At 66.1% G+C, this 26,326-nt stretch carries 28 protein-coding genes, 1 tRNA gene and 1 riboswitch; of the genes, 12 read left to right on the top strand and 17 right to left on the bottom strand.

Annotated features, from left to right (window positions below):
- Nucleotides 1-15 precede the first annotated feature (15 nt).
- The 7 genes from CN97_RS06545 to CN97_RS06515 form a co-directional block, all read right to left on the bottom strand.
- Nucleotides 16-92, bottom strand: a tRNA-Pro gene (locus tag CN97_RS06545).
- Between the two features lie 190 nt (nucleotides 93-282).
- Entirely contained in the window at nucleotides 283-1,041 is a 759-nt protein-coding gene (locus CN97_RS06540) for an ABC transporter ATP-binding protein (RefSeq protein WP_035708851.1), read from the bottom strand.
- The gene (locus CN97_RS06535) at nucleotides 1,038-2,033 is read right to left on the bottom strand and encodes a FecCD family ABC transporter permease (protein ID WP_035708843.1); all 996 of its coding nucleotides are present in this window, start codon (nucleotides 2,031-2,033) and stop codon (nucleotides 1,038-1,040) included. Before CN97_RS06535 ends, CN97_RS06540 begins: the two co-directional genes overlap by 4 nt.
- Nucleotides 2,030-3,094, bottom strand: coding sequence for an ABC transporter substrate-binding protein (locus tag CN97_RS06530; RefSeq protein ID WP_242685181.1), 1,065 nt, complete (start codon nucleotides 3,092-3,094; stop codon nucleotides 2,030-2,032). The genes CN97_RS06535 and CN97_RS06530 overlap by 4 nt, the downstream gene beginning before the upstream one ends.
- Nucleotides 3,095-3,363: 269 nt before the next feature.
- Nucleotides 3,364-5,241 carry a TonB-dependent receptor plug domain-containing protein gene (locus CN97_RS06525; protein ID WP_035708837.1) on the bottom strand — a complete coding sequence of 626 codons (1,878 nt, stop codon included), beginning with the start codon at nucleotides 5,239-5,241 and terminating at the stop codon, nucleotides 3,364-3,366.
- Nucleotides 5,242-5,371: 130 nt separating this feature from the next.
- Nucleotides 5,372-5,570, bottom strand: a riboswitch (cobalamin riboswitch).
- 62 nt (nucleotides 5,571-5,632) lie between these two features.
- The gene (locus tag CN97_RS06520; RefSeq protein WP_051911013.1) at nucleotides 5,633-6,097 is read right to left on the bottom strand and encodes a copper chaperone PCu(A)C; all 465 of its coding nucleotides are present in this window, start codon (nucleotides 6,095-6,097) and stop codon (nucleotides 5,633-5,635) included.
- Nucleotides 6,098-6,251: 154 nt separating this feature from the next.
- Nucleotides 6,252-7,070 (bottom strand): protein-disulfide reductase DsbD domain-containing protein, encoded by an 819-nt coding sequence (locus CN97_RS06515; protein WP_242685180.1) that lies wholly within the window; start codon nucleotides 7,068-7,070, stop codon nucleotides 6,252-6,254.
- A 121-nt stretch (nucleotides 7,071-7,191) separates the two neighbouring features.
- Here CN97_RS06515 and CN97_RS06510 point away from each other — a divergent pair, with 121 nt between their 5' ends.
- Nucleotides 7,192-7,770: a YqgE/AlgH family protein gene (locus tag CN97_RS06510; RefSeq protein ID WP_035709496.1), complete on the top strand. Its 579-nt coding sequence runs from the start codon at nucleotides 7,192-7,194 to the stop codon at nucleotides 7,768-7,770.
- Between the two features lie 47 nt (nucleotides 7,771-7,817).
- Here the strand turns inward: CN97_RS06510 and CN97_RS06505 are convergent, their stop codons facing one another.
- Entirely contained in the window at nucleotides 7,818-8,807 is a 990-nt protein-coding gene (locus CN97_RS06505) for an L-threonylcarbamoyladenylate synthase (protein WP_035708832.1), read from the bottom strand.
- Nucleotides 8,808-8,889: 82 nt separating this feature from the next.
- Here CN97_RS06505 and CN97_RS06500 point away from each other — a divergent pair, with 82 nt between their 5' ends.
- The 4 genes from CN97_RS06500 to CN97_RS06490 all read left to right on the top strand — a co-directional run bounded on the left by CN97_RS06500 (nucleotide 8,890) and on the right by CN97_RS06490 (nucleotide 12,568).
- Nucleotides 8,890-10,596, top strand: a complete 1,707-nt coding sequence (locus CN97_RS06500) for an acyl-CoA dehydrogenase (RefSeq protein ID WP_035708829.1) — start codon at nucleotides 8,890-8,892, stop codon at nucleotides 10,594-10,596.
- Nucleotides 10,593-11,624, top strand: coding sequence for an MBL fold metallo-hydrolase (locus CN97_RS06495; RefSeq protein ID WP_035708827.1), 1,032 nt, complete (start codon nucleotides 10,593-10,595; stop codon nucleotides 11,622-11,624). The genes CN97_RS06500 and CN97_RS06495 overlap by 4 nt, the downstream gene beginning before the upstream one ends.
- Before the next feature lie 124 nt (nucleotides 11,625-11,748).
- Nucleotides 11,749-11,904 carry an aa3-type cytochrome c oxidase subunit IV gene (locus tag CN97_RS20165; RefSeq protein WP_338085389.1) on the top strand — a complete coding sequence of 52 codons (156 nt, stop codon included), beginning with the start codon at nucleotides 11,749-11,751 and terminating at the stop codon, nucleotides 11,902-11,904.
- A gap of 37 nt (nucleotides 11,905-11,941) precedes the next feature.
- Complete coding sequence (locus tag CN97_RS06490; RefSeq protein WP_035708824.1) at nucleotides 11,942-12,568, top strand: hypothetical protein; 627 nt, start codon at nucleotides 11,942-11,944, stop codon at nucleotides 12,566-12,568.
- Nucleotides 12,569-12,583: 15 nt separating this feature from the next.
- On the opposite strand, the gene CN97_RS06485 is transcribed toward CN97_RS06490, so the two are convergent.
- The 4 genes from CN97_RS06485 to greA all read right to left on the bottom strand — a co-directional run bounded on the left by CN97_RS06485 (nucleotide 12,584) and on the right by greA (nucleotide 15,261).
- A complete protein-coding gene (locus tag CN97_RS06485; protein ID WP_035708817.1) occupies nucleotides 12,584-12,904 on the bottom strand; it encodes an AzlD domain-containing protein in 321 nt (106 codons plus the stop codon).
- Nucleotides 12,901-13,608, bottom strand: a complete 708-nt coding sequence (locus tag CN97_RS06480; RefSeq protein ID WP_035708815.1) for an AzlC family ABC transporter permease — start codon at nucleotides 13,606-13,608, stop codon at nucleotides 12,901-12,903. The genes CN97_RS06485 and CN97_RS06480 overlap by 4 nt, the downstream gene beginning before the upstream one ends.
- 146 nt (nucleotides 13,609-13,754) lie before the next feature.
- Nucleotides 13,755-14,765, bottom strand: coding sequence for a hypothetical protein (locus CN97_RS06475; RefSeq protein WP_035708812.1), 1,011 nt, complete (start codon nucleotides 14,763-14,765; stop codon nucleotides 13,755-13,757).
- A gap of 25 nt (nucleotides 14,766-14,790) precedes the next feature.
- Complete coding sequence (gene greA / locus CN97_RS06470; RefSeq protein ID WP_035708809.1) at nucleotides 14,791-15,261, bottom strand: transcription elongation factor GreA; 471 nt, start codon at nucleotides 15,259-15,261, stop codon at nucleotides 14,791-14,793.
- 265 nt (nucleotides 15,262-15,526) lie between these two features.
- Between greA and CN97_RS06465 the strand changes: the two genes are divergently transcribed.
- The 3 genes from CN97_RS06465 to CN97_RS06455 all read left to right on the top strand — a co-directional run bounded on the left by CN97_RS06465 (nucleotide 15,527) and on the right by CN97_RS06455 (nucleotide 19,829).
- Nucleotides 15,527-17,176: an electron transfer flavoprotein-ubiquinone oxidoreductase gene (locus CN97_RS06465; protein ID WP_035708806.1), complete on the top strand. Its 1,650-nt coding sequence runs from the start codon at nucleotides 15,527-15,529 to the stop codon at nucleotides 17,174-17,176.
- Between the two features lie 96 nt (nucleotides 17,177-17,272).
- A complete protein-coding gene (locus CN97_RS06460) occupies nucleotides 17,273-18,976 on the top strand; it encodes a tetratricopeptide repeat protein (protein ID WP_035708804.1) in 1,704 nt (567 codons plus the stop codon).
- A 7-nt stretch (nucleotides 18,977-18,983) separates the two neighbouring features.
- Entirely contained in the window at nucleotides 18,984-19,829 is an 846-nt protein-coding gene (locus CN97_RS06455) for a 4-(cytidine 5'-diphospho)-2-C-methyl-D-erythritol kinase (protein ID WP_084684017.1), read from the top strand.
- Between the two features lie 3 nt (nucleotides 19,830-19,832).
- Here CN97_RS06455 and CN97_RS06450 read toward each other — a convergent pair whose 3' ends face one another.
- Nucleotides 19,833-20,771, bottom strand: coding sequence for a polyprenyl synthetase family protein (locus tag CN97_RS06450; RefSeq protein ID WP_242685244.1), 939 nt, complete (start codon nucleotides 20,769-20,771; stop codon nucleotides 19,833-19,835).
- Between the two features lie 100 nt (nucleotides 20,772-20,871).
- Here CN97_RS06450 and CN97_RS06445 point away from each other — a divergent pair, with 100 nt between their 5' ends.
- From CN97_RS06445 to CN97_RS20160, 3 genes are all read left to right on the top strand, one after another.
- Nucleotides 20,872-21,087, top strand: a complete 216-nt coding sequence (locus CN97_RS06445; protein WP_035708800.1) for a putative signal transducing protein — start codon at nucleotides 20,872-20,874, stop codon at nucleotides 21,085-21,087.
- Nucleotides 21,088-21,107: 20 nt separating this feature from the next.
- Nucleotides 21,108-21,896 (top strand): tRNA1(Val) (adenine(37)-N6)-methyltransferase, encoded by a 789-nt coding sequence (locus tag CN97_RS06440; RefSeq protein ID WP_051911011.1) that lies wholly within the window; start codon nucleotides 21,108-21,110, stop codon nucleotides 21,894-21,896.
- Between the two features lie 114 nt (nucleotides 21,897-22,010).
- A complete protein-coding gene (locus tag CN97_RS20160; protein ID WP_084684016.1) occupies nucleotides 22,011-22,178 on the top strand; it encodes a YdcH family protein in 168 nt (55 codons plus the stop codon).
- On the opposite strand, the gene yddG is transcribed toward CN97_RS20160, so the two are convergent.
- Genes yddG through CN97_RS06425 form a run of 3 tightly spaced genes read right to left on the bottom strand, consistent with a single transcriptional unit; the run spans nucleotide 22,156 to nucleotide 25,022 of the window.
- Nucleotides 22,156-23,091, bottom strand: coding sequence for an aromatic amino acid exporter YddG (yddG, locus tag CN97_RS06435; protein WP_051911010.1), 936 nt, complete (start codon nucleotides 23,089-23,091; stop codon nucleotides 22,156-22,158). The two genes, CN97_RS20160 and yddG, sit on opposite strands and share 23 nt — an antisense overlap.
- Complete coding sequence (gene phbB / locus CN97_RS06430) at nucleotides 23,069-23,791, bottom strand: beta-ketoacyl-ACP reductase (protein WP_035708797.1); 723 nt, start codon at nucleotides 23,789-23,791, stop codon at nucleotides 23,069-23,071. Before phbB ends, yddG begins: the two co-directional genes overlap by 23 nt.
- Nucleotides 23,792-23,846: 55 nt before the next feature.
- Nucleotides 23,847-25,022, bottom strand: a complete 1,176-nt coding sequence (locus tag CN97_RS06425; protein WP_035708794.1) for an acetyl-CoA C-acetyltransferase — start codon at nucleotides 25,020-25,022, stop codon at nucleotides 23,847-23,849.
- 158 nt (nucleotides 25,023-25,180) lie between these two features.
- On the opposite strand from CN97_RS06425, the gene CN97_RS06420 reads away from it, so the two are divergent.
- Entirely contained in the window at nucleotides 25,181-25,771 is a 591-nt protein-coding gene (locus CN97_RS06420) for a DNA-3-methyladenine glycosylase I (RefSeq protein ID WP_035708791.1), read from the top strand.
- On the opposite strand, the gene CN97_RS06415 is transcribed toward CN97_RS06420, so the two are convergent.
- Entirely contained in the window at nucleotides 25,740-26,306 is a 567-nt protein-coding gene (locus tag CN97_RS06415; RefSeq protein WP_035708783.1) for a TlpA disulfide reductase family protein, read from the bottom strand. The genes CN97_RS06420 and CN97_RS06415 overlap by 32 nt on opposite strands.
- Between the last annotated feature and the right edge of the window lie 20 nt (nucleotides 26,307-26,326).

Genomic DNA, 26,326 nt, shown 5'->3' with positions numbered 1-26,326 from the left:
GACACAATCGGGAAATGGTCGGAGCGAGAGGATTCGAACCTCCGACCCCCTGCTCCCGAAGCAGGTGCGCTACCAGGCTGCGCTACGCTCCGACCGTGGGAGGCGGACTAAACGATGACGCAAGCGTTTGCAAGGGGCCTTGCAGAGAGATTTGCCGGCTTGGAATGCGTTGCAAGCGGCGGCGGGGTTGCAGTGGCAAAGGCAGGGCCTCAGTCCGAAGAACCGCGCCCCGGCTGTCGTCCCGACGGCTGATTTTTGACCTCATGAAAAGCCGGTCGAACGTCAGCGCGAGGGTGGACGGGGGAGAACGGAGAGCGGCTGGAACACCATGCCTTGCGATGTCTGGGCGGTGAAGGCGGTGATGCCGAAAACCTGCGCGAGGTTTTCCGGCGACAGGACCGTCTCGGCCCTTCCCTCTGCGGCGATGTGGCCCGCATGCAGCAGGACGAGCCGGGTGCAATGGCGTGCCGCAAGACCAAGGTCGTGGAGGGAGGCGAGCACCGCCCCGCCCCGGGCGGCGATCCCGGAAAAGACCTCCATGACCTGTATCTGGGCGGCGGGATCGAGCCCGGCGATCGGCTCATCGGCGATCATCAGCGGTGTGTCCTGTGCGATCATCCGCGCGATCAGCACGCGGGCCTGTTCCCCGCCCGACAGGTCGGTGGCAGGCCGCTCCCGGAATTCCGTCAGGTTCAGCAGCGCCAGCGCCTTCGCCACGATCTGCCCATCCCGTGCCCCCGCCGGATGCGCCGCTCGTCCGAGGGCGACTACCCGCTCCACCGACAGAGGCCAGGCAATCTCCCGGCCCTGGGGCATGAAGGCGGCACGGCGTGCCCGTTCCAAAGTCGGCAGCGCCGCCAGGGAAGAAGTCCCGCCACAGGGCAAAAGCCCCAGCGCTGCCCGTAGCAGGGTGGTCTTGCCAGCGCCGTTCGGGCCGAGAAGACCCACGAACTCCCCCGGGTGAATGCAGAGGTCGATCCCTCCCAGAACCGGGCGACCGCCGCGATGGACGGTGAGGCCGCGGGTGGTCAGCACTGTCATGTCGTCTCCCGCCGCAGGCGCCATATGAGGTGGAAGAAGAACGGCGCACCGACCAGTGCCGTGAGGACGCCCAGCTTCAGATCCCGCCCCGGCGCGATCGTCCGCGCGGCGATATCGGCGGCAAGGATCACTGCCGCGCCACCAAGCGCGGAGGCTGGAAGCAGGCGCGCCGGACTGGATCCCACTGCGCGGCGAAGCAGATGCGGAACGATCAGTCCGACGAAGCCAACGGCGCCCGCCACCGCGGTGACGGAGCCGATCAGCGCCACCACACCGGCAAGAAGCATGAGCCGTAGCCGGGGAAGGGAGATCCCCATGGTCGTCGCCGCTTCTTCCCCGAGTGTGAGCGCTTCCAACCCCCGGCCGGTGGCGAGGATCAGCCCGGTGCCGAGACAGAAGAACGGAAGCACCATCCAGACATGGGCCATTGAGCGGTCGGCGAGCGATCCCATCATCCAGAAGACGATCTCGTTCGCGGCAAAGGGATTGGGCGAGAGGTTCAGCACCAGCGACGTCATCGCACCGGCCAGCGCGGATATCGCAATGCCGGCCAGGATGAGCGGCATGGCCCCGCCGCGGCTCCCCGCCAGCATCAGGATGAGTACGAAGGAGAGAAGGGCACCTGCCAGAGGGGCAGCCATGAAGAACGCAGGCGCGACAACGGCAAGCCCCGTCTGAAGCGCCAGGACCGCACCGAGGGCCGCCGATGCGGAGGTGCCGATCAGCCCCGGTTCCGCCAGCGGATTGCGCAGGAAGCCCTGCATCGCCGCGCCGGAGAGCCCGAGGCTCGCCCCGAGCAGAACGGCGAGCAATGCGCGGGGGAGGCGTATTTCCTGCATGACGATCACCAGCAGCGGATCGCCCCGCCCCAGCAGTGCCCGGAGCGCATCCATCGGTGGCACCTTGGCCTGCCCGATGAGCAGCGAGGCCATGAACAACAGCACAACGGCGGCACCGAGGGCAGGCAGCAGGCCGCGAGACTGTCCGGTCACGGTTCCGCCCCGGCGCGAAGCCGCCGGACCGCGTCGATCACATGTGGCGTCCCGCAGACCCAGTCGCTGTCGGCCAGAGCCCCTTTCGCGGTGCCGGCAAGCGCGGCGAGGGCAGGGTGGTCCAGAAGGTCTTCCGCGCGGGAGGAACCGGCATAGCGTTCCCCGCGTATGAGCAGGTCGGGGTCGGCCAGCACCAGTTGTTCCAGTGACAACATCCCGCCGCCGCGCATTCCCAGCTCCGACGCGATATTGGCAAGACCAGCGGCGGAGAGGATCTCTCCCGCGAGGCTGGCATCTCCCGCTGTATAACCGTTGGCGTAGTAAATCGCGGCACGGCGCCGATCGGCGGAGGGTTGGTCAAGCGCTGCGAGGTTTGCGTCGAACCGGTTCACAAGGCGTTCGGCCTCTGCCTCCCGCCCCAGAGCGGCGCCCATCCGGCGCAGGTTGTCGCGGATGCCGGCGAAGCTGGTCTCCGGGTCAAATACCTCTACCGGTACGCCGATGCGGCGCAGGAGAGCGGTTGTTGCCGCGGAGCCGTAGCGCCCCGCCAGGACCAGGTCCGGTCGTAGCAGAACGATCTCCTCCGCAAGCCCGTGGTTCTGGGGATACTGGGCCGCCTCCGCCACCATGGCGGAAGAGCGGGGGTCGCTGGCCAGATGGCTGACGGAGATAAGCTGCCCAGGCGCCGCCAGCATCATGGCAAGCTGGTCCGTGCAGAGGTTCAGCGAGACAACGCGTCCTGGCGCCCCTCTGCCGGAGGCAGCGGTCTCTGTCGGGGGGGTGAAGGCGGGTTTCTCCGCTCCGGCGTGCATCCCTTCGGCAGACGCCGGAAGGGCGGACGCTGCCCCGCCAGCGGCAGCGCGGATCGGCGCATGAGCGAGCGTATGGGTGTCGGTCGAAGCGTCCTCTGCTGTCTTTGACATACCGCCGGCCGCAGGAGAGGACGCGAACATGGCAGACTTCGACAGCGAGGCCGAGATGGGGATCAAAGACGCGCCCATCCGCCACGCCGCCTCCCGCCCGTCTGCCGGCATCGGGTCGCGGCGTATGATCGTGGTCATGAGGGCAGATGTCTCGGCTGCGCCGCCAACCTCAAGCGACGTTCTCGAAGCGGTGCTTGATGCAACGGCGCTGCGGAGGGGCGCTGCCCGTGCGCTATCTCGCGGGGCAGGCCCATGCAGTGACACCAAGGCGCGTGGAGAGGGGGGCCTCACAATCGCGGGGACTGCGAATACACGCGCTGCCGAGGCACCCGCCTCCGTCGGGGGGGCAAGTTCCGCAGCCTGCGCGGAAACCGCGCAGGTCAGCAGCGCCATCCCGATGAGCCGTGCTACCACTTCGCCTCCAACCCGAGATAGGCCTGCCGCCCCTGGCTCCGGAAGCCCCAGACCTCCATATACTCCTTGTCGAACAGGTTCACCACGCGGGCGGTGGCGCGAAGATTTTCCGTGAGATCGTAACCGGCGGAAAGATTGACCAGCGTGTAGTTACCCAACTCCTTCGTGTCGTAGAAGCCCCAGTACTGGGTGTCGTAATTGCCCGAGACGTAACGGATATCTGCTGTGAGGGAGCCGCGACCGTTCAGCACCTGCTGCGTAGCCTCGAGGCCAAGCTCATGGCGGGGGCGGCGCACTTCAACCGTGCCATCGGGGTTTTTCGCGTCCAGATAGGTATAGCTCACCGACAGGTTCAGAGCGTCCGTCGCAGCGAACCGCCCGGCGATCTCCACCCCCTCGCGCGGGCTTTTGCCCCGCTGGTTGATATAGGTCGCCCTGCCATCGGGGGCGCCCCCGAAGACATAGGTGATCTCATCCGCCATCTTCTCGTTGAAATAGGTGACGTCGATCAGCCCACGCCCGTTCAGCACCTCCGCCTCGACGCCGATATCGTAGCCGGTGTTGCGTTCAGGCTTCAAAGCGGGATTGCCGAGCGTATAACCGTCATTGGCGAAAAGCTCGTAATAGGAGGGCTTCACCAACCCCCGCCCGGCAGAGGCATGCACGCGGAAGGCGCTGTCCGGGATCTGCCACGACAGACCGATGTTCCAGCTCGTGAAATCCTCGAATGTGTCGAAATCGTCGTGGCGCAGGCCCGCTTGCACATCCACGCCCGTATCGAAGGAGCCTCGGTATTCCACGGCCACCGAATTGTTGGCGCGGTCGTAGTCGCGGGCGGTGTCGTTCTCATCCTCCGACCGTTCGAGCATGAGGTTGAGCAGATGCCGTGCCTCGGCGATCGGCTGACCGTCCAGCCCGTAACTGAGCCGGTATTTCAGCGCCCGCGTCTCCCCCCGGGTTTCCGCCGCCTCCGTCGTGCCCTGCCGGAAGATCGAGTTCTGAAATTCCAGCCGATTGACGAGCCGGCCCTCCAGCATTTCGTATTCGGCCCAGAGGGAACCGGTAAACTCCTTGCGCTCGCCCGTGAGGTGCGGATCGTCGATCAGGTAATCACGATAGCCGGTGGCGGCATAGTTTGTTGCATCATAGCCGTAGTTCTCCCTGGAATAACGCAGGGTGAAGCCAAGCTTCAGGGCCTCCGTCGCCTGCCAGTCGCCGGTCAGCCCGATGGTGCGGCGGTCTGTCCCGTCCTTCTCGCTGCCGGTGAAGGCGGGGTTGTAGCCGTGATCGTCCCGCTTCGAGACGTTGAAGGACAACCCGCCCCGCTCCGTCCGCTGGGTGACCCAGCCGGAGGCTGCGTAACCGTTTCCGACCTCCACCGCACCGCCGTAATGCGTGCCGATCTCTCCCCGCCGGGTGATGATGTTGATGACCCCGGCGGAAGCATTGGAGCCGAAGTAGACGGACTGAGGCCCACGCAGCACCTCGATCCGCTCCACATTCGCGGTTTCCAGCCCGGTCAGGATGTACTCGTCATTGCCCCCGGTCGCCGGAACCCCGTCGATGAGGATGAGCGTATGGCTCGCCTCTGCCCCGCGGATGCGGACCTGTGTGAAGCTGGGGCCGGCGGAGGTGACGGAGACACCCGGCACTCCGCGGAGCGCGTCCTGCACCGTGCGGATACCGCGTTCCTCGATCTCCGCCGCTGTGACCACGCTGAAGGCTCTGCCATAGGCCGCAGCAGAGATCGGGGAGAGCCCGCCCGACAATACGATGCTGTCGAGCAGTACCGGAGAACCGGCCTGGGCGTGTGCTGCCACGGGGGTGAGGGCGGCGAGAATTGTGATCGTCCTGATGCCAGTGAAGGTCATCGCAAGGGCCTTTCCAGCGCAGCGCCGCACGCATGGCGGCCCGCGAATTGCAGAATGGCCTAAGGGAATCCCGCAGGCCGGTGACGTCACCTCTGCGGAAAAGCCGCTTTCCGGACGCGCCCCGCGCCGGAAATGGGTGAGCGCTGCGGCAGGTCTCCTGGCTCACGGGTCATCGCTCGGGCCGGTCTTCCCGGAGGCCGGACCTCCAGTGACGTTCTGGGCCGTCGCTCGCCGCTCACAGTTGCGGGGGCAGCCGCGGTTTTGCCCGAAGGCTCACCGCAGTTCCCTTTTCATCCGGTTTTGCCGGAACCGAAGCGGATCATGGATGATCCGCTCTTCCGATCCTTGTCAAGGGGCGAAGGGCGCGGGTGGCCCTTCGCAGACAGGCGGATCAGTTGGGCGAATGGCCGTTGCCCATGCCCGACTTGCGGGCTTCCACGTTGAACACGACCGGAACTTCACCGGCGTTTTCGAACACCAGAACCGCGTCCATCCGGTCGGCAGCCGACCAGATACGCGCTTCGGGCGCCGTGAAGCTCACATGCGGGCCGGTGGGGCTCAGCGTCACCGTCTCCCCTGCGGGAATGGTGATGGGGCCGGCAGACGTGGTGGAAACCATGTGCCGAAACCGCTCCGCCGTGCGGAGGCTCGCTTCACCCTGCGCCGGACGGATGGCGATCAGCCGATCATCTGCTGCACCCGCATTGGTCACCGAGAAATAGCCCTGCGGCGCCTGGCCGTCTCGGGTTGTCTCGAAGGCATAGGGATGCCCGACCGTCAGGTCGCCTGCGCGGAAATCATGCGCGAAAGCGGGGGTGGCAAGCAGAAGCGACATCAGCGGAAGGCTGCGAAACATGGATACTCCAATCATACTGGGATCATACCGGGTACCGACAAAGCGGCGGGCAGGCTTCGTACCAGAAAGGATCAGCGACCGCGAGTCACAACGTTAACATTATGCCGTATTTTTATGCATATCTGCTATGAATGTGCGACATTCTGCCGCGCGGCTAGTTGGCCGGGCAGCCCAGGATATCCACCGCGCCCGTGTCGCCGATAAGCGTGATGCGCAATCGGGAGCGTTCCAGCGCCAGCGTTTCGCCGGGAGGGGGCACCAGATCCGCGGTCGCCGTCACGCCATGGCCGTCCCGCCGCGTATCGCTTTCCGATACCCACACGGAGGGGTCCGGTGTCTCGAACACCGCCAGTTCCCGTCCGCCAAGAGGCGGCGCCTGGAAAGAGGCTGTCACGCGCAGGCCATCCGGGATCATCTCCACCCGGCAGGCCACGCTCTTTACCCCCGCTGTGTCCGCATCCAGCGGGCCTGAGGCCAGCGCTGCCCGGATCGCCGGGTCCGGCTGCTTCGTCATCGGCAGAAGGGCTTCTATCCGCAGGTCGACCGGCACGCAGATGTCGCGGCATACGCCCAGCATGACATGGCTTCGCAGAGAAATGGGCTGATCCGCGTTCTGGGCCCGGATTTCCAGAGGCAGGATCAGTTCCCGCGTGTAGCCGACCGTGCGCATTCCGTTCAGCTCGAACACATGCGGCGTGGGCCAGTGGAGCTTCACATCCGCCAGATTTTCCGACCCACGCCAGTCAAAACTGGGCGGGATGCCCGCATCTCCCGGTGCGCGCCAATAGGTTTTCCACTGGTCGGCGAGCGTCAGGCGAAGCGCCGCGACATGGCTGCCATCGGCCTGCCGCCAACCCGGCAGAACCTCCGCCTGCACGACATCCTGCGGCCGCGTGGGGGCGGCATGGCCGGCGACGGCGGGCAGCAGCGTCGCTGCGGCAAAAGCGAGGAGACGGAGCGGGCGGAGCATCATGGCAGGACTGTCGGCGGGATGTTGCAGGAGTTGAAATCACATTCCGGCGACGACAGGCCATTGTCTCCGATGTGGCGCAATCTCCGCTTGTGCCGAGGGTCCGATGCGCCATCTTATGCTCATGAGCAGCAGAACCACGCATATATCTGACCTGGGAGGCAAGCTCCTCATCGCGATGCCCGGCCTGGGCGATCCGCGGTTTGAACGGAGCGTGATTCTTGTCTGCGCCCATTCTCCGCAGGGGTCCATGGGGCTTGTCATCAACAAGCCGGCTGCGGATATCAGCTTTGAGGCGCTGCTGGACCAGCTTTCCATTCCGCACCTCGGCGGCCGCTGCCCGATCCATGTCGGGGGGCCGATGGAAGCTGCCCGCGGCTTTGTCCTCCATTCCCCTCAGGTCGAGGAGGAGGAGGAAGCCGGCACGATCGAGGTCGGTCCCGATTTCGCGATGACCACCACGCCGGATATCCTGCGGGAGATCGCGCGCGGCACCGGACCGGGGCGCGCCCTTCTGGCGCTGGGCTATGCGGGCTGGGGGCCCGGGCAGCTGGAGGGCGAGATTCTTCGTGATGACTGGCTGGTGTGCAACGCGCTGCCCGACCTCGTCTTCGCCGCCGACAATGGAACGAAGTGGCTGGCGGCGATCCGGTCCATGGGAGTGGATCCGATAAGCCTGTCAGCCTTCGGCGGCAGAGCCTGAACGGTCCGGTGGCCGATTATTGCCTCGCCCGCCCGCGTTGAGACCCTTCACGGAAGCGGCGCGGGCCGGGGGGCTGCGGCCCGGCGCAATCTGTCATTGATGGCGCGCCCCAGCCCCCGCTCCGGGATGGGGGAGACGGCAATGACCGTTCCCGGACCGGTGTCGATTTCCCGCATGTAGTGAAAGAGGTTGGCCGCGGCCTCCGTCAGATCCCCTGCGGGAGAGAGGTTCAGCGTCGCGCCAGTGTCCGCCGGCCCGAAGCCCAGCCATGCCTCTCCCGGCCGCGGCTGGGTGCCAAGCCGCATCTCCGCCCGCGGCGCGTAATGGGAGGAGAGCTGCCCCGGCGCAACGGGCCGTTCCAGGTCGGCGGCGGGCGAGGGGATCGCACGGCCCAACGCGGCTTCCAGATCCTCAAGCGCCAGCCCGCCGGGACGCAGCAGCAGCGGTGCGCCCAGCAGCCCGACAATGGTCGATTCCACCCCGACAGCCGCCTCTCCGCCGTCAATCACCGCTTCGATACGCCCGTCAAGGCCGTCGAGCACATGCGCCGCGCGGGTCGGGCTGACCCGGCCGGAAGGATTGGCGGAGGGCGCGGCCAGTGGCCCCCCGAACCGGCGGAGCAGCGCCTGTGCGACGGGATGCGCGGGCACCCGCACCGCAACGCTGTCATTGCCCGCCGTGACGAGCGGCGACAGCCCCGCGTCCGGCAGAAGCGGCAGGACGAGCGTCAGCGGTCCCGGCCAGAAGGCGCGGGCCAGCCTCTCCGCCTCCGGGGTCAGCCGGGCATAGCGGCCCGCGCTTGCCAGATCGGCCACGTGGATGATGAGCGGATTGAACCGGGGCCGCCCCTTCGCCTCGAAGATGCGCGCTACCGCGTGATCCTGCCGCGCGTCGGCGGCCAGCCCATAGACCGTTTCCGTCGGCAGCGCGACCAGCTCCCCCTCTGCGAGAAGGCGCGCCGCTGTCTCGATCCCCGCGCTGTCGGGGGCGAGACGGAGCGTGTTGCCAGTGACGCTGCGTTGGGGCTTGCCGGTCATCTTGCTTTGTTTAGCCTTCATGCCAATTGATGCCGAGATACGCGCCCGGGCCGTTGCCGCCAAGGTGTGAGGGAGGAATTCGATGGCTTTTCGCGCGCCGGTGAAGGATCAGACCTTCATTTTCGATCATATCGTTGGTTTTGAGGGCCTGTCTGCCACACAGCCCTATGCCGATGCGACCCGCGACGTTGCGCAGCAGATCCTTGATGAGGCGGCCAAGCTGGCGGGAGATGTTCTTGCGCCGCTGAACCGCTCGGGCGATCTGACGCCCGCCAAGCTGGAGAATGGCGTCGTGCGCACCTCTCCGGGCTTTGCCGAGGGGTATCGGGCCATCGCGGAGGGCGGCTGGGTCGGCATGTCGGCGGCACCGGAGTTCGGCGGAATGGGCCTGCCGATCACGCTGGCCACTGCGGTGAACGAGATGTTCTCCGGGGCCTGCCTGTCGCTGCATCTCAACCCGCTGCTCACCCAGGGCCAGATCGAAGCGCTGGAGCATCACGCCACGGATGAGCTGAAGCGCCTCTACCTGCCGAAACTGACCTCCGGGGAATGGAACGGCACGATGAACCTCACCGAACCGGGTGCCGGTTCGGATGTCGGGGCGCTGGTGACGAAGGCCGTGGACAACGGCGACGGAACCTTTGCGATTTCGGGGCAGAAGATCTTCATCACCTGGGGCGACGGGGATTTCCTGCCCAACGTGTGCCACCTCGTTCTGGCGCGGCTCCCCGACGGTGGTCCGGGCGTCAAGGGCATCAGCCTGTTCCTCGTGCCGAAGCTGCTGCTGGACGAAAACGGCGAACCCGGACAGCGGAACGGTGTGCGCGTCGTCTCGCTTGAGCACAAGATGGGCCTGCATGGCTCACCGACCTGCGTGATGGAATATGACAATGCGACCGGCTGGCTGATCGGCGAGCGCCACGGCGGCATCAAGGCCATGTTCACCATGATGAACAATGCCCGGCTCGGCGTGGCGACCCAGGGGGTCGGCGTGGCCGAAGCCGCCTGTCAGCAGGCGCTGGCCTATGCGCTGGACCGCAAGCAGGGCAAGACGCCCGTACCGGGCCGGGGCACGATCATCGACCATGCCGATGTGCGCCGGATGCTGGCCGGGATGAAGGCACAGACCTTCGCCGCCCGCTGCATCGTGCTGGACTGTGCGCTCGCCCTCGACATGGCCAAGGCCACGGGTGAGCCGGAGTGGGAAGCGCGCGGTGGCGTTCTGACCCCCATCGCCAAGGCCTTTGCCACCGATACCGGCAACGAGGTCACGCAGACCTCCATCCAGATCCATGGCGGCATGGGATTCATCGAGGAGACGGGCGCCGCGCAGCTTGCCCGCGACGTTCGGGTCTGCGCCATCTACGAGGGGACGAACGGCATTCAGGCCGCCGATCTCGTCGGACGCAAGATGATGGACGGGGGCGAGGCCATCAACCGCCTGATCGACGAGGTACAGTCCGGCGCTGAGGCGGCGAAACCCGACCACCCGCAACTGGCGGAAGAAGTCTGGAGCGCCGCCGAGTCGCTCCGCGAAGTAACGGACTGGCTCGTCGCCCAGCCCGTGAACGACCGGTTCGCCGGATCCGTGCCCTATCTGCGGGCCTTTGCGCTGGTGCTGGGTGGCTCCTACCACCTGCGAGCCGCCTGTTCCGACCCGGCAGAGCGCGCAGCGCTGGCCACGTTCTTCATTCGCCGGATGCTGCCCGACCATGTTTCCCTGCTGCGGCAGGCGCATGAGGGAGCGGCGGGGCTATATGCCGTCACGGCAGAGGAACTGGCGGTTTGAACGCGCTGCGTTATCCGCTGGACGCGCCGCCTGCGCCGGGTGACGTAGCGGAAATCGCTGACGGAGTGCTGTGGATCCGGGTGCCGCTGCCCCTGCGGCTCGATCATGTGAATGCCTATGCCTTCGACGATGGCGATGGCTGGACGCTGGTGGATACCGGTTTCGATACGCCGCCCACGCGCGAGATGTGGGAGGCCGTGCTGTCGGGCCCGCTGGCGGGCCGCCCCGTTCGGCGGGTGATCGGCACTCATCACCACCCGGACCATATCGGCCTTGCCGGATGGTTCGTGGAGAAGCACGGGGCGGAGCTGGTCACCACGCGAACGGCTTTCCTCTTTGCCCGGATGCTGCGGCTGGAGGCGCATGACCGCCCGCCGGAGACGCAGCTCTCCTATTGGCGGGCCTGCGGCATGGATGCCGCGATCTACGACAAGCGCGCGAACGAGCGGCCCTACAACAGTTCCGATGTCGTCCATGCCATTCCCGGAAGCTTCCGCCGCATCGCGGAGGGAGACGCCATCCGCATCGGCGGACGGGATTTCGAGGTGCATATCGGCAATGGCCATGCGCCGGAACATGCAACGCTGTGGAGCAGCGACGGCAGTCTCGTGATCGCGGGAGATCAGATTCTGTCCACCATTTCCCCCAACCTCGGCGTCTATGCGACGGAGCCGGAGGCCGATCCGGTGGGGGACTGGCTCGAGAGCTGCACGCGTCTTGGCCGTTATGCGCGTGAGGGGCAGTTGGCGCTTTCCGGGCACAAGCTGCCGTTCTCCGGGATCGGGCCGCGGCTCGCGCAGATGATCTCCGGCCATGTCGCGGCGCTTGACCGGCTGGAGGAAGCGCTCGCCACTCCCCGCCGTGCGGCGGAATGTTTCCCCTTCCTGTTCCGCCGTCCCATCGGCGAGAGCGAGTATACCCTCGCTCTGGGAGAGGCTGTCGCCCATCTCAACCACCTGACCCAGACGGGGCGCGCGCGGCGCTATCGCGAACCCGGCAACGAGGCGTGGTTCTGGAAGCGCACCTGAACCGCGGCCACAGGGCAGAACGGCAACGTTCTGTCCCCTTGGCATGGCTCGTCCCTCCGTCGGTGGTGACAGAGGCATCCCGATAAGCTATCGCTTTGGAAAGACGAACTGACAGGAAGGCGAGATGATGCAGGACCACGCCCAAGCCCCCGCCCATGAGCATGGCACGATGGATATCTCCGCTCAGGAGAAGACTTTCGAGGGCTTCATCCGCTTCATGACCTATGGGACGGTGGTTGTTCTGCTCGTCCTGATTTTTCTCGCACTGACCACTCTCTGATCATGCGGGCATTCCGCAGGGCGGGGCCTGCCGTCCGATGAACGCTGCTGGCTGGGTGCGGCTCTTGGCCGTGGTGTCGATGCCGCTCTGGCTTGCCGCCTGCGGCGCGGCGGAAAAGACATGGGCGCCGGATGCTGCCGTACAGGCCGCGACCTATCGATTCGACGGGCCGCCGTCCCTGACGCTCTATACCGCGATCAACAACAACACCGGGGCAGGCGAGCACTCCGGCCTGATGATCAACGCCGATCAGCGCGTCCTTTTTGACCCGGCGGGAAGCTGGACACATAGCAAGGTGCCCGAGCGGAACGATGTCCATTACGGTATCAGCGCGGGGGTGGAGCACTGGTATGTCAACTACCACGCCCGTCCCGCTTATCACGTGGTCCGTCAGGAAATCGTGGTCAGCCCCGCTGTCGCGGCGGAAGCCAGGCGGCTGGTGGAGGCCTATGGCGCGACGCCCAAGGCGATGTGTGCCCGGGCTGTCAGCAGTGTATTGTCCCAGCTTCCGGGGTTCGAGGATATCGGGCGGACCTACTTCCCCAAGACGCTGATGGAGGAATTCGGAGAGCGTCCGGGCGTGGTCACAACCTATTTCTACGATGACGATGAGGACAACGCGAACCCGTTGCGTCAGCAGGACCATCCCGATCCGATTCGCTGACCGATTCGCTGAGCGTCAGAAGAGATAGGGCAGGGCCAGCGCCACAGCCCCGCCCAGAATCGCGGCAAGGGTGCTGCGCGTGATCATTCCGACCACGATCGTTGCCCCTGCCGCCATGAGCCGCAGCGGATCCAGCCCGCCATCCGGCGTGTGCTGCAGGACGATGGGCATGGCGAGCCCCGGCAGCACCGCCGCCGCTGTGTAGCGCAGGTGGCGTTGCAGCCAGTGTGGGAAGGGCCGGTTTCCCATCAGCCCGAGAAAGGAGAAGCGGAGCAGGAATGTGCCCGCCCCGAGCGCAAGGATGATCGTCCAGATCTCCAGCTTGCCGTAGCTCATTCGCGCGCCCTCCGCCGCGCCAGAAGCTGCTCCACCGCCGCGCCCGCCATCATCGCGAAGACAGCCGCGACGAGCAGGCCGAGGTTGTAGGGGATGAAGGAAAACGCAAGCGTGAGGACCACTGACACGACCGCCGCCGCCAGATGGGCAGGGTTGCGCAGAAGCGGCGCGATCATGGCGAGGAAGGTGATCGGGATGGCGAGGTCCAGCGGCACGTCGGCTGGAATGAGGCTGCCCGCCGTCGCGCCGACCAGGGTGAAGACGGGCCATGGCACTGCGGTGAAAAGCACCGCGCCGAAGTAATAGGCCACCTTGTCGCGCAGCCGCATCGGAGGCCCGGTGTCGAAGCGCAACGCGCTGATCGCATAGGACTGGTCCGTCAGGCTATAGGCCGCGAGCGCCCTTTGCCACACCGGCATTCCGCCCAGATGCGGCGCGAGGGAGGCCGAATACATCGCCATCCGGATATTGACGGCCAGCCCCGTCGCGATGACGATGAGCACGGGAGCATTGTCATTCATCAGTTGCAGCGCGCTGAACTGCGAGGCGCCGGCGATTACCAGGATGGAAAACCCCATGATCTCGGCAAGGTTGAACCCTGCCGTTCGGGCCGTGATGCCGAACAACAGCCCAAAGGGCACGACGACGATGAGATAGGGCAGGCCCGCGACCACCCCCCGACGAAACCATGGATTGAGAAACATTGGCGCTGGTCGCCTCCGCCGACACCGCGTCACCATAAGGAGGCGAGGTCAGGGTTTGCAACCGCCCGCCGCGCGCCGGTGCGGCGATATTGCATCGCTGTGTCCGATGCCGCGCGGAGGGGGTGCCGATGCCGGTTGGTTGCGGCCTAGTCGAATGTGCCGGCCACGCGACCGAGCAGCATGAAGGCGCGGGCGGTGCGGGTCATGCCGACCATTGCCAGCATCTCATCCGGCACGGTGGGGGCAAAGTCGGAAAGACTGCGGTCGAACTGACGCAGGAAGTGCTGCGCCGCATCGCGGAAGACGGGATCGCTGCGCATCCGTGTTGCGGTCGCTGCGAGCACGTTCGGCTCCTCGATCGCGCCGAGACCGGCGACGGACTGGCCGCGCGCCCCCGCGCTGAACTCCCGCCAGAGCGCGCCGGGCGGCAGCTCCTCGGGCACGAGATCATCCATGTAGATCCCGTCGGCGCCCAGAAGGTTCAACACGTCCTGCGCGGACCGGATGAGCTTGGCAGCGGCCGGATCCTCCAATGCCCGGCGGAGGGTCCGGATGCCTTCCGCATCCTCGGGCGAGTCGGGGAAGTTCAGCGCGCCGATGAAATCCGCAGGCGGTAGCGCCTCCAGCTCGGCGGGTTCCGAGGCAGCCTGCTGGGCTACGGCGCGGGGAGGGGTAGGCTGCCGGCGCGCCGGTTGCGCCGCGCGCGGGGCTCCCGTAGCCGGCTGAGCGAGCGGCGCCTGCGCCCCGGCCGGTTGCAGAACAGATGGCTGCAGAACAGACGGCTGTGCAACAGACTGCTGTGCAACAGGCGGTTGGCGCAATGGCTGGGCCGTTGCGCCACGACGCAGGGCGTCGATTTCCTGCTGCAGGCGGACGGCTTCTTCCCGCAGGCCGCGAACGGTGCGCAGACTGGTCGCGATCAGCCAGATCAGCGCGACAGGCATCGCCACCGCCAGCCCGGCGACAAGTGCCGAGAGCGGTCCCCCGCCCTCGCTCTCCTCGCCGGTGAAGAAGAAGATCGCCGCCATCGCCAGCCACAGCAGCGTGAGCACCGCTGCGGCAATATCGGTCGGCTGAAGCTGGCTGAGGGCGGACCCCTCCGGCAGCAGTCCTGCCGGGCGGGGGGAAGTCTGGTCGTCTTGCGATGTATCAGGCATGCGGAATGCGCTTGCGGCGCCCTCCTCAGATATAGCGGACGGTCACGATCTCATAATTGCGCTCGCCGCCGGGTGTCTTGACCTCGACCGTGTCTCCCTCATCCTTACCGATGAGCGCGCGGGCGAGAGGGGAACGGATGTTGAGAAGGCCGTTCTCGATATCAGCCTCCGTTTCACCCACGATCTGGTAGGTCTTTTCCTCTTCGGTATCCTCATCGACGAGGGTGACCGTCGCGCCGAACTTGATCGGGCCGGAAAGGCGGGACGGCTCGATCACCTCCGCCAGCCCGAGAATGGCCTCGATTTGGCCGATCCGGCCCTCGATGAAGCTCTGCCGTTCGCGGGCGGCATGATACTCGGCATTCTCGGAGAGGTCGCCATGCTCCCGCGCCTCCGCAATCGCGCGGATCACGGCAGGACGCTCGACCGACTTCAGATTGCGCAGTTCCTCGTCCAGCGCGGACTGACCTTTGCGGGTCATAAGGATCTTTTCCATCGTCGTCTTTCCCGGTCTGGAACAAAAGCACCCGAACGCGCTCGATGAAGCGCGCGGGTGCGTGTCATTTCTGCTGCACCTGAACCGAGACGGGCAGGGATTGCAAGCCTGATCCACAGGGAGAGATCGTCCCGTCGGCGGCGCTTTGCCGCAAGGGCACTGCGCTCAGGTCGCCCGTTCCGATTGACCCGTGCGCTACGGCCCGGTAACGCTGACCCCTGACAAAAGCCAGTTCGCCTGCATCTGCGGGCAAGGGGGGACCAGCATGAGTGACGGAATCGAACGGGAGTCGATGGAATATGACGTGGTCATCGTCGGGGCCGGCCCTGCCGGGCTGTCCGCAGCGATCCGTCTGAAACAGCTCGATCCCGACCTGTCCGTCGTGGTGCTGGAGAAGGGGTCGGAGGTGGGGGCGCATATCCTGTCGGGCGCCGTGCTTGATCCGGTTGGCCTGAACAAGCTCATCCCCGACTGGAAAGACAAGGGCGCGCCCGTCACCGTGGCCGTGAACCACGACAGCTTCTACATGCTCGGCGAATCCGGTCAGATCCGGCTGCCAAACTGGCCCATGCCGAAGCTGATGTCCAACCATGGCAACTACATCATCTCGCTCGGCAATCTCTGCCGCTGGCTCGCCGGTCAGGCGGAGGAGCTGGGCGTGGAGATTTTCCCCGGCATGGCCTGCTCGCAGGTCATCTATGGGGAAGACGGCACGGTGAAGGGCGTCGTCGCGGGAGAGTTCGGGCGTGAAGCCGACGGCTCCATCGGCGACAGCTATGAGCCGGGGATGGAACTGCTCGGGAAGTACGTCTTCATCTCCGAAGGCGTGCGCGGCTCGCTGGCCAAGGAGATCATCGCCCGCTACGATCTTTCCGCCGGGCATGAGCCGCAGAAATTCGGCCTTGGCATGAAGGAAATCTGGGAGATCGACCCGGCCAAGCACCGCGAGGGGACGGTCATCCACACGATGGGCTGGCCACTCGGCAAGAATGCGGACGGCGGTTCCTTCATCTATCACGCCGAGAACAATCAGGTGTTCATCGGTTTCGTGGTCCACCTGAACTACAAGAACCCCTACGTTTTCCCCTATATGGAATTCCAGCGCTTCAAGCATCACCCGATGGTGGCGGAGCTTCTGAAGGGTGGCAAGCGCGTGGCCTATGGCGCCCGGGCGATCACCGAAGGCGGCTATCAGTCGCTGCCGAAGATGGTGTTTCCGGGCGGCGCGCTGCTGGGCTGCTCGGCGGGCATGGTGAACGTGCCCCGCATCAAGGGCAGCCACAACGCCATGCTGTCGGGCATCGCGGCGGCAGAAGCGGCGCAGCGGGCGATTGCTGCGGGCCGCACGGGCGACGAGCTTTCCGACTACGAAACCGAAGTCCGTACGGGAGAGATCGGGCGCGACCTGAAGAAGGTGCGCAACGTGAAACCCTTGTGGTCGAAGATGGGGATGCTCGGACTTGGCCTCGGCGGGTTCGACATGTGGACCAACTCGCTCTTCGGGGCGAGCCTGTTCGGCACCATGCCGCATCCCAAGACCGATGCCGCCGCCACGGCGGAGGCGTCTGGCTATGCCCCGATCACCTATCCCAGACCGGATGGCGTGCTGTCCTTCGACCGGTTGACGAATGTCTCGTTCAGCTTCACCAACCATGAGGAAAGCCAGCCCTGCCATCTGAAGCTCAAGGATCCGACGATCCCGATCAGCTACACCCTGCCGAAATTCGCCGAACCCGCGCAGCGATACTGCCCCGCCGGCGTCTATGAGGTGATTGAGGGCACGGAGGGGCCGCGCTTCCAGATCAACTTCCAGAACTGCGTCCACTGCAAGACCTGCGACATCAAGGATCCGCCGCAGAACATCACCTGGACGACGCCGCAGGGCGGCGACGGGCCGAATTATCCCAACATGTAACATTAGGGCGAGCTTCCGTCCCGCTGGTGCGGGGCGATTGCCTTGCTGCCGCCCCACGGATACGGTCACCCGGATGTTCGATCTGTGGTGCCCCTGATGTCTCAGCTTTCCCGTCTCGCCGCCTCCCTGCTCTGCGGCTCTGCCCTGCTTCTCGGGGCAACGGCCGCATGGGCGGATGGCTATGCGGGGCCCTACCTCGCCGGTCGCGCTGCCGCGGGGGAGCGGGACTACCGCGCGGCGGGTACCTATTTCCATGAGGCTCTGTCCCATGATCCGGGCAATGCCCAAGTACAGGAGTTCGCCCTCCTTTCCGATATCGGCCGGGGGGAGTTCGATGCGGCGCTGACTGTGGCGCAGTCCATGCAGCGGGAAGGCCAGGACAGCCAGCTTGCCGACCTGGTGCTGCTCGTGGACATGATCGGGCGGAAAGATTGGGAGGCGGTCAAGGCAGATGTGCAGGGCGGACCGAAGATCAGTCCGCTGATCGACGGACTTGCCGGAGCCTGGGCGGAGTTCGGGCTTGGCCGGATGTCGGATGCGCAAGCCGCCTTCGACAGGGTCGCCAGCAACGAGCCGCTGCGGGCTTTCGCCCTCTACCACAAGGCGCTGGCCCTCGCCGCCGCGGGCGATTTCGAAGGGGCTCAGACCATTCTGGGCGGTGAGACCGGGCGGGTGGTGAGCGTGACGCGCCGGGGCGTCGTCGCGCAGGTGGAGGTGCTGAGCCAGCTCGACCGCAACGCCGACGCCATCGCCCTGATCGACAACACCTTCCAGGGTGATCCGGAGATGGACGGCTTCCGCGCGCAGCTGGAAGCTGGTGAGACGCTGACCTTCGACGTGGTGCGCTCTGCGACCGACGGGATGGCGGAGGCATTTCACGGTGTCGCGGGCGTGCTGGCCAACGGCGGCGGCGAGGATGGTTTCACGCTGGTCTATGCCCGCATGGCCGAACACCTTCGCCCCGATTTTACCGAAGCGATCCTGATGGTCGCAGGGATTCTGGAAAAGCAGGGCCAATATGACCTGGCCACGGTTGCCTACAACCGCATCCCCCGCAACGATCCCGCCTTCCATGTCGCCGAAATGGGCCGCGCCTCCGCGCTTTACGACGGCAGCCGGACGGAGGCCGCGCTCGAGGCCATGGAGCAGCTGGCGAAGGCCTCTCCCGATGTGCTCTCCGTGCAGGTAGCCTATGGCGACATGCTCCGCCGGCAGGAGAAGTTCGCCGACTCCGCGCAAAGCTATGACCGCGCCATCGCCCTGCTGGGAACGCCGGGCCCGCAGCACTGGCCGCTTTTCTTTGCCCGCGGCATTGCCTTCGAACGCTCCGGGCAGTGGCCAAAGGCGGAAGCCGATTTTCGCAAGGCGTTGGAGCTGTCGCCCGATCAGCCCGCCGTGCTGAACTACCTCGGCTATTCCTATGTGGAGCGGCACGAGCATCTGGATGAGGCGCTTGCGATGATCCAGCGCGCGGTGGATGCCCGCCCCGATGACGGCGCGATCACTGACAGCCTTGGCTGGGCGCTCTTCCGGCTCGGCCGCTACGAGGAGGCCGTCGGCCATCTGGAGCGCGCGGCGGAACTGATGCCGGTGGACCCGGTGGTCAATGACCATCTGGGGGACGTTTTCTGGGCCGTCGGGCGCAAGCTGGAGGCCGATTTCCAGTGGCGCCGCGCACTCTCCTTCAACCCGGAGGAAAAGGACGCGACGCGGATTCGCAAGAAGCTCTCCATCGGGCTGGATGCCGTGCTGAAGGAGGAGGGCGCTCCCCCCATCCTGCGGACCGGCGACGCCGACTGATCCTGCCGTGACGCAGCACGCGACCATCGGGGAATTCGCCCCGGCCAAGGTGAACCTCGCTCTGCATGTGACGGGGAGGAGGGCGGATGGCTACCATCTGCTCGACAGTCTGGTGGTCTTTGCCGGGGTGGGCGACAGGGTGACGATAACGCCGGGGCCGCTCTCCCTCACCGTGACGGGGCCGCGCGCAGACGATGTGCCGCAGGGGGAGGGGAACCTCGTGCTGCGCGCCGCGCGCCTGCTGGGGGTGGAGGCGGCGATCACGCTGGAGAAGCGGCTGCCCGCCGCTGCCGGAATCGGGGGCGGTTCTTCCGACGCCGCGGCGACGCTCCGTGCTCTCGTTCGCATGACGGGGCGGGAAGTGCCGGAGGCAGGGCTGGCGCTCGGTGCGGATGTGCCGGTGTGTCTCGGCGGCCGGCCCGCGCGGATGCAGGGGATCGGGGAGGAGGTGGTGCCGTTGTCCGGCCTGCCGAATTTCTGGCTGGTGCTGGCCAATCCCGGTGTGGAAGTACCGACGGCCGCAGTCTTTGGAGCGCTCGCCCGGCGGGACAATCTGCCCTTGCCGCCGCTCCCCCGCCTTGCGGATGCCGCGGCGCTGGGTCACTGGCTGGCGGCGGAGACGCGCAACGACCTCGAGGAACCGGCCCGCGCCCGCGCGCCCGTCATCGCTGAAGTCATTGATCTGCTGGCGGCGCAGCCCGGCTGCCACCTCGCACGGATGTCCGGCTCCGGCGCGACTTGCTTCGGGCTTTTCGATGGTGAGACGGCGGCCGAAGCCGCAGCGCGAGAGGTTCAGCAGGAGGGCTGGTGGGTCGCCGCCGCCCCCGCGCTGCGGGAGCCGCCCGCGCTGTAGCGATCAGTTGATCCGGGCGACCACGAAATCCGCAAGATCGACCAGCATGGCTCTGACGGGATGATGGGGCAGGGGGGCAAGCGCTGCCTTCGCCCGTTCGGCCCAGGCGCGCGCCTCTGCCCGCGTCTCCTCCAGAACCCCGTGCTGATGAAGCAGCCGCAGGGCTTCTTCCAGATCGCCGTCCTGCTGATCGCCCTTCTCGATGACGCGGGTCCAGAAGCTACGCTCCGGCGCGCCGGCCTTCGCCACCGCCTTGATAACCGGCAGCGTCAGTTTTCTCTCCCGGAAGTCGTCGCCGATATTCTTGCCGATGTCCCGGGTGGAGCCGCCATAATCCAGGACATCGTCCACGATCTGAAAGGCGATCCCCAGTGCGTCCCCGTAGTCGCGGAGCGCCGCGACCCACGCCTCCGGCGCGCCTGCGATCACCGCGCCCGATTCCGTCGCGGCGGAGAAGAGCGCTGCGGTCTTGCCGCGCACCACCTTCAGATAGGTGGCCTCCGTCGTCGCCAGATCCTGCGCTGCGGTAAGCTGGAGCACCTCGCCTTCCGCGATCGTCGCGGAGGCATTGGAGAGGATGTCGAGCACCCGGATGGACCCGGGCTCCACCATCAACTGAAAGGCGCGCGCGAACAGGTAATCTCCCACCAGCACGGAGGACTTGTTGTCCCACAGCAGGTTTGCCGTCGGTCGGCCCCTGCGCTGCCGGCTCTCATCGACCACGTCGTCATGGAGCAGCGTCGCGGTATGGATGAACTCCACCGTCGCCGCGAGGTGGACGTGATAGGGGCCGTCGTAGCCCGCAAGCCGCGCCGCGGCGAGCGTCAGCATGGGGCGCAGACGCTTGCCCCCCGCCTCGATCAGATGCGCTGTCACCTCTGGAATTCGAGGCGCGTGCTCCGACGCCATGCGCTCGCGGATCAGGCGGTTCACCGCCGCCATGTCTTCGGCCAGATAGGCGCTCAATGCCTCGAGCGGCCGTGCGACTGCCGGTTCCACGCCCGGCCTCGACAACCGGGGGGAAGTCACGTTTACTCCGCTCATGCGAGAAGTGCTGCGAACAAGCGACCCAACCGTCATCCCCTTTGCCGTGGCCTTGCTTCAGGGCGAGGGTATAGCCGCGTTTCCACTGGACGTCCACATGAGCATTCTCGAAGGATCTCTGGGCATTCTGCCGCGGCGCCTCATGGTGCGCGACGGTGACCTGAGCCATGCGCGCCGTGTGCTCATGGACAATGGCCTGCCGGTCAGCGAGTGATCCATGCGCGCAGCCAGCCGATGACGCAGCCCTCCGACGGTGCCCCCCTGCCGCGCTTCGCCGAAGGTGACCTGACCTGCGACAAGTTTCTTGGCGGCCGGCTCCGCATCCTGCAACCGCGGGAGGGCTATCGGGCGGCTATAGATCCGGTGCTCCTCGCCGCTTCCGTTCCGGCGAAAGGGGGTGAGTCGGTTCTGGAACTCGGTTGTGGAGCAGGGGTGGCGAGCCTGTGTCTGGGGGTGCGTGTGCCGGGGCTGCGCCTGATGGGGGTGGAGCGTCAGGCGGCTTATGCGGACCTCGCCCGCAGGAATGCTGTCGTCAATGGCATCCCGCTTGTAGTGACCGAGGGGGATATCGCCGCGCTTCCCGCGCATCTGAAGGCGGAGAGCTTCGACCACGTCATTGCCAATCCCCCCTATTATCAGACCGATGGCGGCACCCGCGCCAGCGATCCGGGGCGGGAGGCCGCGCTTCGGGAGGAAACGCCGCTTGATCTCTGGGTGGAGACGGGCCTGAAGCGGCTTTCTCCGGGGGGATATCTCAGCATGATTCAGTCGGCGGATCGTCTGCCGGACCTGCTCACCTCCCTCTCCGCCCGGACGGGAGGCATCGTGGTTCTGCCGCTGGCTCCGCGTGAGGGGCGAGCGGCACGACGGATCATCTGCCGGGCCCGGAAAGGCAGCCGCGCGGCCTTCCGCCTGCTTGCACCTTTTGTGCTCCACGAGGGAGAAAAACACGAAGCTGATTGCGAAAATTTCAAGAACAACGTATCTGAAATTCTCCGTGATGGCAGGAACCTGCCGTTTTAGCAACAAATGTGCTCTTTCTGTCGCCGGCACGTCATAACTCCGTTTCATTCCGGGCGTGACACGACTCGTCTCCTGTGTTCCTATTGATCTGTGGATCACCAAAGGAGGAAGACCGTGGCCGTCAGTTCCCACCTGCAAGAGCTCCGCAAGAAGCACGCCGCGCTATCAGCGCGCGTCGAGGAGGCGCAGCGCAGTCCCGCGACAGACGCGCTCCATATTGCCGAGATGAAGCGGCAGAAGATGCGTCTCAAGGAGGAGATCAAACGCCTTTCGGCGCACTGATCTTCTGGCGTGCCTTGCCGGCGCGGGCGGCGAGAGCTGCTCCGCCGGTTATCAGCAGGGCTGCAAGGAGCAGGGTCACACTGGCTTCGGCGATACCTGCGACGATGAGAGCGACGGTAGAGAGCAATGGGGCGGCATAGCTGGCAACACCCAGAAGCTGCACATCTCCGCGCTTGACGCCTACGTCCCAGGTGTAGAAGGCGATGCCCACCGGTCCCAGTCCGAGGAGAACGACGCAGACCCAACCCGTCAGATCCTTGGGCCAGATCGTCGGCTCGAACATGACATGAGCCAAGGCGGAGAGCACTGCCGTGGCAATGCAGAATACGGCCACGCTCTCAGTAGGAACGGCACCCAGTCTGCGAGAGATGAGGGAGTAGGCCGCCCATGTAAGAGCGCAGCCGAAGGCCAACATCTGCCCCAGGCCGGATGCCTCACCGTTCGAACCCTTGCCGAGGATGATGAGCGTCGCGCCCGAAAAGGCCAGAAGCGCGCCGGCGACATGCGCGGCGCGGAGCCGCTCACCCGGAAGCAGGGCCGAGCCCAGCACGATGAGCAGCGGCCATAAATAGGCGATCAAGCCCGTTTCCGCCGTCGGGCTGAGCCGGAAGGCAGTAAAATACAGGATATGGTATCCGAAAAGCCCGGCCGTCCCAAAGGCATAGACAGCGAGCGGCACCTGCCGCAGTCGATGCGCCGTGCCGGAGACTGCCATCCAGACCACGCCGACCATGCCGCCGATCCCGAAGCACAGCGCATTCAGCAGGAGCGGTGGGACTGGCGATGAACCGATGGTGAAAAGGGCCAGCAGCGCCCAAAGAAGCACTGCCGACAAGCCGACCAGCGTGGCACGGCTGCGGGACGCGTCGCGGGGACGCGCCCCGCTTGTGTCAGACGAAGAACTGTCCGCCATTCGCCGTAATCGTGGACCCCGTGATGAAGCCCGCATCATCGGAGGCGAGGAACACCACGCAACGCGCGATCTCCTCCGGCTGTCCAAGACGCCCGGTGGGGATCTGGGCGACGATGCTCTCGCGCACCTTTTCCGGCACAGCCATCACCATCTCCGTGGCGATATAGCCCGGTGCGATGGCGTTCACAGTGATGCCCGCCCGCGCGCCCTCCTGTGCCAGCGCCTTGGTGAAGCCGAGATCTCCTGCCTTGGCGGCGGAGTAGTTTGCCTGCCCCGCCTGCCCCTTCTGCCCGTTGATGGAGGAGATGGAGATCACGCGGCCAAATTTCCGCTCCCGCATCCCCGGCCAGAGCGGGTGGGTCATGTTGAACAGTCCGCTGAGGTTGGTGTCGATCACTTCGCGCCACTGATCGGGCGTCATCTTGTGGAAGAGTGCGTCCCGCGTGATACCGGCATTGTTCACCAGCACGTCGACAGGGCCAAGCGCCGCCTCCACTTCCGCGATTCCCGCCTTGCAGGCCTCATAATCGGCGACCGACCAGCGAAACGTCGGAATGCCGGTATCGCGGCTGAACTCGTCCGCCGCGGCGCTGTTGCCGGCGTAATTCGCGGCAACCTTGTAACCCGCATCTTTGAGCGCGAGGGAGATGGCTGCGCCAATCCCCCTCGTGCCACCCGTCACCAATGCGACTCTCGACATAACTTCCCCCCTCTCCCAAGAAATCAATTGTACGGTAATGATAGTCCTGTGCCGCTCACGCGCGTTCGAGACACATCGCCACACCCATTCCGCCGCCGATGCAGAGCGTCGCGAGGCCCCTCTTCGCGTCGCGCCGCGTCATTTCATGCAGCAGGGTATTGAGAATCCGGGCGCCCGAAGCGCCGATCGGGTGGCCGATGGCGATGGCGCCGCCGTTCACGTTCACGATCTCCGGATCCCAGCCCATCTCCTTGTTCACCGCCAGCGCCTGCGCCGCGAAGGCTTCGTTCGCCTCGACCAGATCGAGGTCCGACACCTTCCAGCCCGCCTTCTCCAACGCCTTGCGCGAGGCGGGGATCGGCCCCGTGCCCATGATCGCAGGATCGACCCCGGCAGTAGCCCAGGAGGCGATGCGCGCGATCGGTTTCAGGCCGCGCCGCGCCGCTTCCTCCTCCGTCATCAGCAGCACGCCCGCCGCGCCGTCGTTGATGCCGGAGGCATTGGCGGCGGTGACGGTGCCATCCTTGGCGAAGGCGGGTTTCAGCTTGGCCATCGCGTCGATCGTCGCGCCGTGGCGGATGTATTCGTCGGCATCCACCGTCACGTCGCCCTTGCGGGTCTTCAGCACCACGGGGACGATCTCATCCTTGAAGCGGCCTGCCTTCTGCGCGGCTTCCGCCTTGTTCTGAGAGGCGACGGCGAATTCGTCCTGCGCCTCACGGGTGATCTGGAACTTGGCGGCGACATTCTCCGCCGTCTGGCCCATGTGGTAGCCGTTGAAGGCATCCCACAGACCGTCGCGGATCATCGAATCGATGAACTTGAGATCGCCCATCTTGGTGCCCGCGCGCAGATGCTGCACATGGGGGGACAGGGACATGCTCTCCTGCCCGCCGGCCGCGATCACGGTGGCATCGCCGAGCTGGATGTGCTGCGCCCCGATCGCCACGGCGCGAAGGCCGGAACCGCAGACCTGATTGATGCCCCAGGCGGCGGCCTCTATCGGCAGACCGGCGTTCACATGCGCCTGACGGGCCGGGTTCTGGCCCTGCCCTGCGGGAAGCACCTGGCCGAGAATGGTTTCCGACACATCCCCCCGCGCGATGCCCGCGCGCTCCACCAGCGCCTCCAGCACGACCTTGCCAAGCTCATGGGCAGGCGTGGACGCGAAAGAGCCGTTGAAGCTGCCGACCGCAGTACGGGCGGCGGAAACGATCACAACATTGGTCATGGCAATTCTCCCCTTGGGCCGGGTTGCGTGCAGGCACCGGCGCTTGTGCAATCTATGGCTGCTCGCCAAAGAGAGCGCAACAGCGACGGCGCTGATATGCCGCAGCTTGACCCTGACGGGAAAAAGTTCATTTTTCGTTCTCAAAAGGAGCGTTGCACATGAGCGTGGAAACATCGCCTGCCCGCTGCGGCTGGTGCGGAGCCGATCCGCTATACGTCGCCTATCACGATACGGAATGGGGCGTTCCGCTGCGGGACGGACGCGCCTTGTGGGAGCTTCTGCAGCTGGAGGGGTTTCAGGCCGGGCTGTCCTGGATCACCATCCTGCGCAAGCGGGAGGCGTTCCGCCGGGCTTTCGCAGGGTTCGATCCGGCAGTGGTCGCCGGATGGGGGGAGGCGGAGGTCGCCCGTCTGCTGGGCGATGCGGGAATCGTCCGGCACCGCGGCAAGATCGAGGCGACCATCGGCAATGCGCGCGCCTTTCTGGACCTTGGCGGAGCCGAGCCGTTCGCCGACCTCGTGTGGCGCCATGCGCCGCAGGACCACGCGCCGCCCCGGACGATGGCGCAGGTGCCGCCGAAGACAGCCGATTCCATCGCGCTGTCCAAGGCGTTGTCCCGTGCGGGGTTCCGCTTCTGCGGGCCGACGACGGCCTATGCCTTCATGCAGTCGGCGGGGCTGGTCAACGACCATGTCGCCGCCTGCTTCCGTCAGCGGATCATTGCGGAGACCGGATCAGCGCCTCGATGACCGCGACCGCTTCCGGTGTGTCCCAGTCGGCATCGCCGATCAGGCGGGCGACCTCTCTGCCGTCGGCATCGACCAGGACGGAGACGGGAAGCCCCAGCACGCCCATGTCCCGCGCCATCTGCATCTTCGGATCGCGTAAGCGCGGAAGCTCCGTCACGCCGATCTCATCAAGAAACTTGTCCACCCCCCGCGCGTCGGAACGGCCGGTCGCCACGGTAACCACTTCGAAAGGCGTATCGGCCATCTTCTTCTGAAGCCGTTCAAGGGAGGGCATCTCCTCCCGGCAGGGGGCGCACCACGTCGCCCAGAAGTTGATAAGCACCGGCTTTCCCTGCCATTCGGCGATGGAGCGGGGGTTGCCCGCCTCATCCTCCAGCGCGGCGGAGGAGACGTCGGGCGGGTTCGCGGAAAGGGTGAGCTTGCGCATATCCCCCGCTCGGGCCGCCTCCATCGCCGCCAGATCGGCCGCGAAGACATGAGGCGTGTTTACGCCAAGCCCGAGGGCCGCGTATAGGACAAGGGATCGAATGCGCATGTTTCCTCCAGAGGCCACGA

The sequence above is a fragment of the Haematobacter massiliensis genome (genome assembly GCF_000740795.1).
In the GTDB taxonomy this organism is placed as follows: domain Bacteria; phylum Pseudomonadota; class Alphaproteobacteria; order Rhodobacterales; family Rhodobacteraceae; genus Haematobacter; species Haematobacter massiliensis.
This window is presented reverse-complemented; position numbering and strand designations above follow the sequence as displayed.

Excerpts from the sequence above, each read along its gene's own strand:
- CN97_RS06540 (WP_035708851.1), bottom strand. The coding sequence starts at position 1,041 with ATGACAGTGCTGACCACCCGCGGCCTCACCGTCCATCGCGGCGGTCGC.
- CN97_RS06530 (WP_242685181.1), bottom strand. The coding sequence starts at position 3,094 with ATGACCACGATCATACGCCGCGACCCGATGCCGGCAGACGGGCGGGAG.
- CN97_RS06525 (WP_035708837.1), bottom strand. The coding sequence starts at position 5,241 with ATGACCTTCACTGGCATCAGGACGATCACAATTCTCGCCGCCCTCACC.
- CN97_RS06520 (WP_051911013.1), bottom strand. The coding sequence starts at position 6,097 with ATGTTTCGCAGCCTTCCGCTGATGTCGCTTCTGCTTGCCACCCCCGCT.
- CN97_RS06515 (WP_242685180.1), bottom strand. The coding sequence starts at position 7,070 with ATGATGCTCCGCCCGCTCCGTCTCCTCGCTTTTGCCGCAGCGACGCTG.
- CN97_RS06510 (WP_035709496.1), top strand. The coding sequence starts at position 7,192 with ATGAGCAGCAGAACCACGCATATATCTGACCTGGGAGGCAAGCTCCTC.
- CN97_RS06505 (WP_035708832.1), bottom strand. The coding sequence starts at position 8,807 with ATGACCGGCAAGCCCCAACGCAGCGTCACTGGCAACACGCTCCGTCTC.
- CN97_RS06500 (WP_035708829.1), top strand. The coding sequence starts at position 8,890 with ATGGCTTTTCGCGCGCCGGTGAAGGATCAGACCTTCATTTTCGATCAT.
- CN97_RS20165 (WP_338085389.1), top strand. The coding sequence starts at position 11,749 with ATGATGCAGGACCACGCCCAAGCCCCCGCCCATGAGCATGGCACGATG.
- CN97_RS06490 (WP_035708824.1), top strand. The coding sequence starts at position 11,942 with ATGAACGCTGCTGGCTGGGTGCGGCTCTTGGCCGTGGTGTCGATGCCG.
- CN97_RS06485 (WP_035708817.1), bottom strand. The coding sequence starts at position 12,904 with ATGAGCTACGGCAAGCTGGAGATCTGGACGATCATCCTTGCGCTCGGG.
- CN97_RS06480 (WP_035708815.1), bottom strand. The coding sequence starts at position 13,608 with ATGTTTCTCAATCCATGGTTTCGTCGGGGGGTGGTCGCGGGCCTGCCC.
- CN97_RS06475 (WP_035708812.1), bottom strand. The coding sequence starts at position 14,765 with ATGCCTGATACATCGCAAGACGACCAGACTTCCCCCCGCCCGGCAGGA.
- greA (WP_035708809.1), bottom strand. The coding sequence starts at position 15,261 with ATGGAAAAGATCCTTATGACCCGCAAAGGTCAGTCCGCGCTGGACGAG.
- CN97_RS06465 (WP_035708806.1), top strand. The coding sequence starts at position 15,527 with ATGAGTGACGGAATCGAACGGGAGTCGATGGAATATGACGTGGTCATC.
- CN97_RS06460 (WP_035708804.1), top strand. The coding sequence starts at position 17,273 with ATGTCTCAGCTTTCCCGTCTCGCCGCCTCCCTGCTCTGCGGCTCTGCC.
- CN97_RS06450 (WP_242685244.1), bottom strand. The coding sequence starts at position 20,771 with ATGGCGGCGGTGAACCGCCTGATCCGCGAGCGCATGGCGTCGGAGCAC.
- CN97_RS06445 (WP_035708800.1), top strand. The coding sequence starts at position 20,872 with ATGCGAGAAGTGCTGCGAACAAGCGACCCAACCGTCATCCCCTTTGCC.
- CN97_RS06440 (WP_051911011.1), top strand. The coding sequence starts at position 21,108 with ATGACGCAGCCCTCCGACGGTGCCCCCCTGCCGCGCTTCGCCGAAGGT.
- yddG (WP_051911010.1), bottom strand. The coding sequence starts at position 23,091 with ATGGCGGACAGTTCTTCGTCTGACACAAGCGGGGCGCGTCCCCGCGAC.
- phbB (WP_035708797.1), bottom strand. The coding sequence starts at position 23,791 with ATGTCGAGAGTCGCATTGGTGACGGGTGGCACGAGGGGGATTGGCGCA.
- CN97_RS06425 (WP_035708794.1), bottom strand. The coding sequence starts at position 25,022 with ATGACCAATGTTGTGATCGTTTCCGCCGCCCGTACTGCGGTCGGCAGC.
- CN97_RS06420 (WP_035708791.1), top strand. The coding sequence starts at position 25,181 with ATGAGCGTGGAAACATCGCCTGCCCGCTGCGGCTGGTGCGGAGCCGAT.
- CN97_RS06415 (WP_035708783.1), bottom strand. The coding sequence starts at position 26,306 with ATGCGCATTCGATCCCTTGTCCTATACGCGGCCCTCGGGCTTGGCGTA.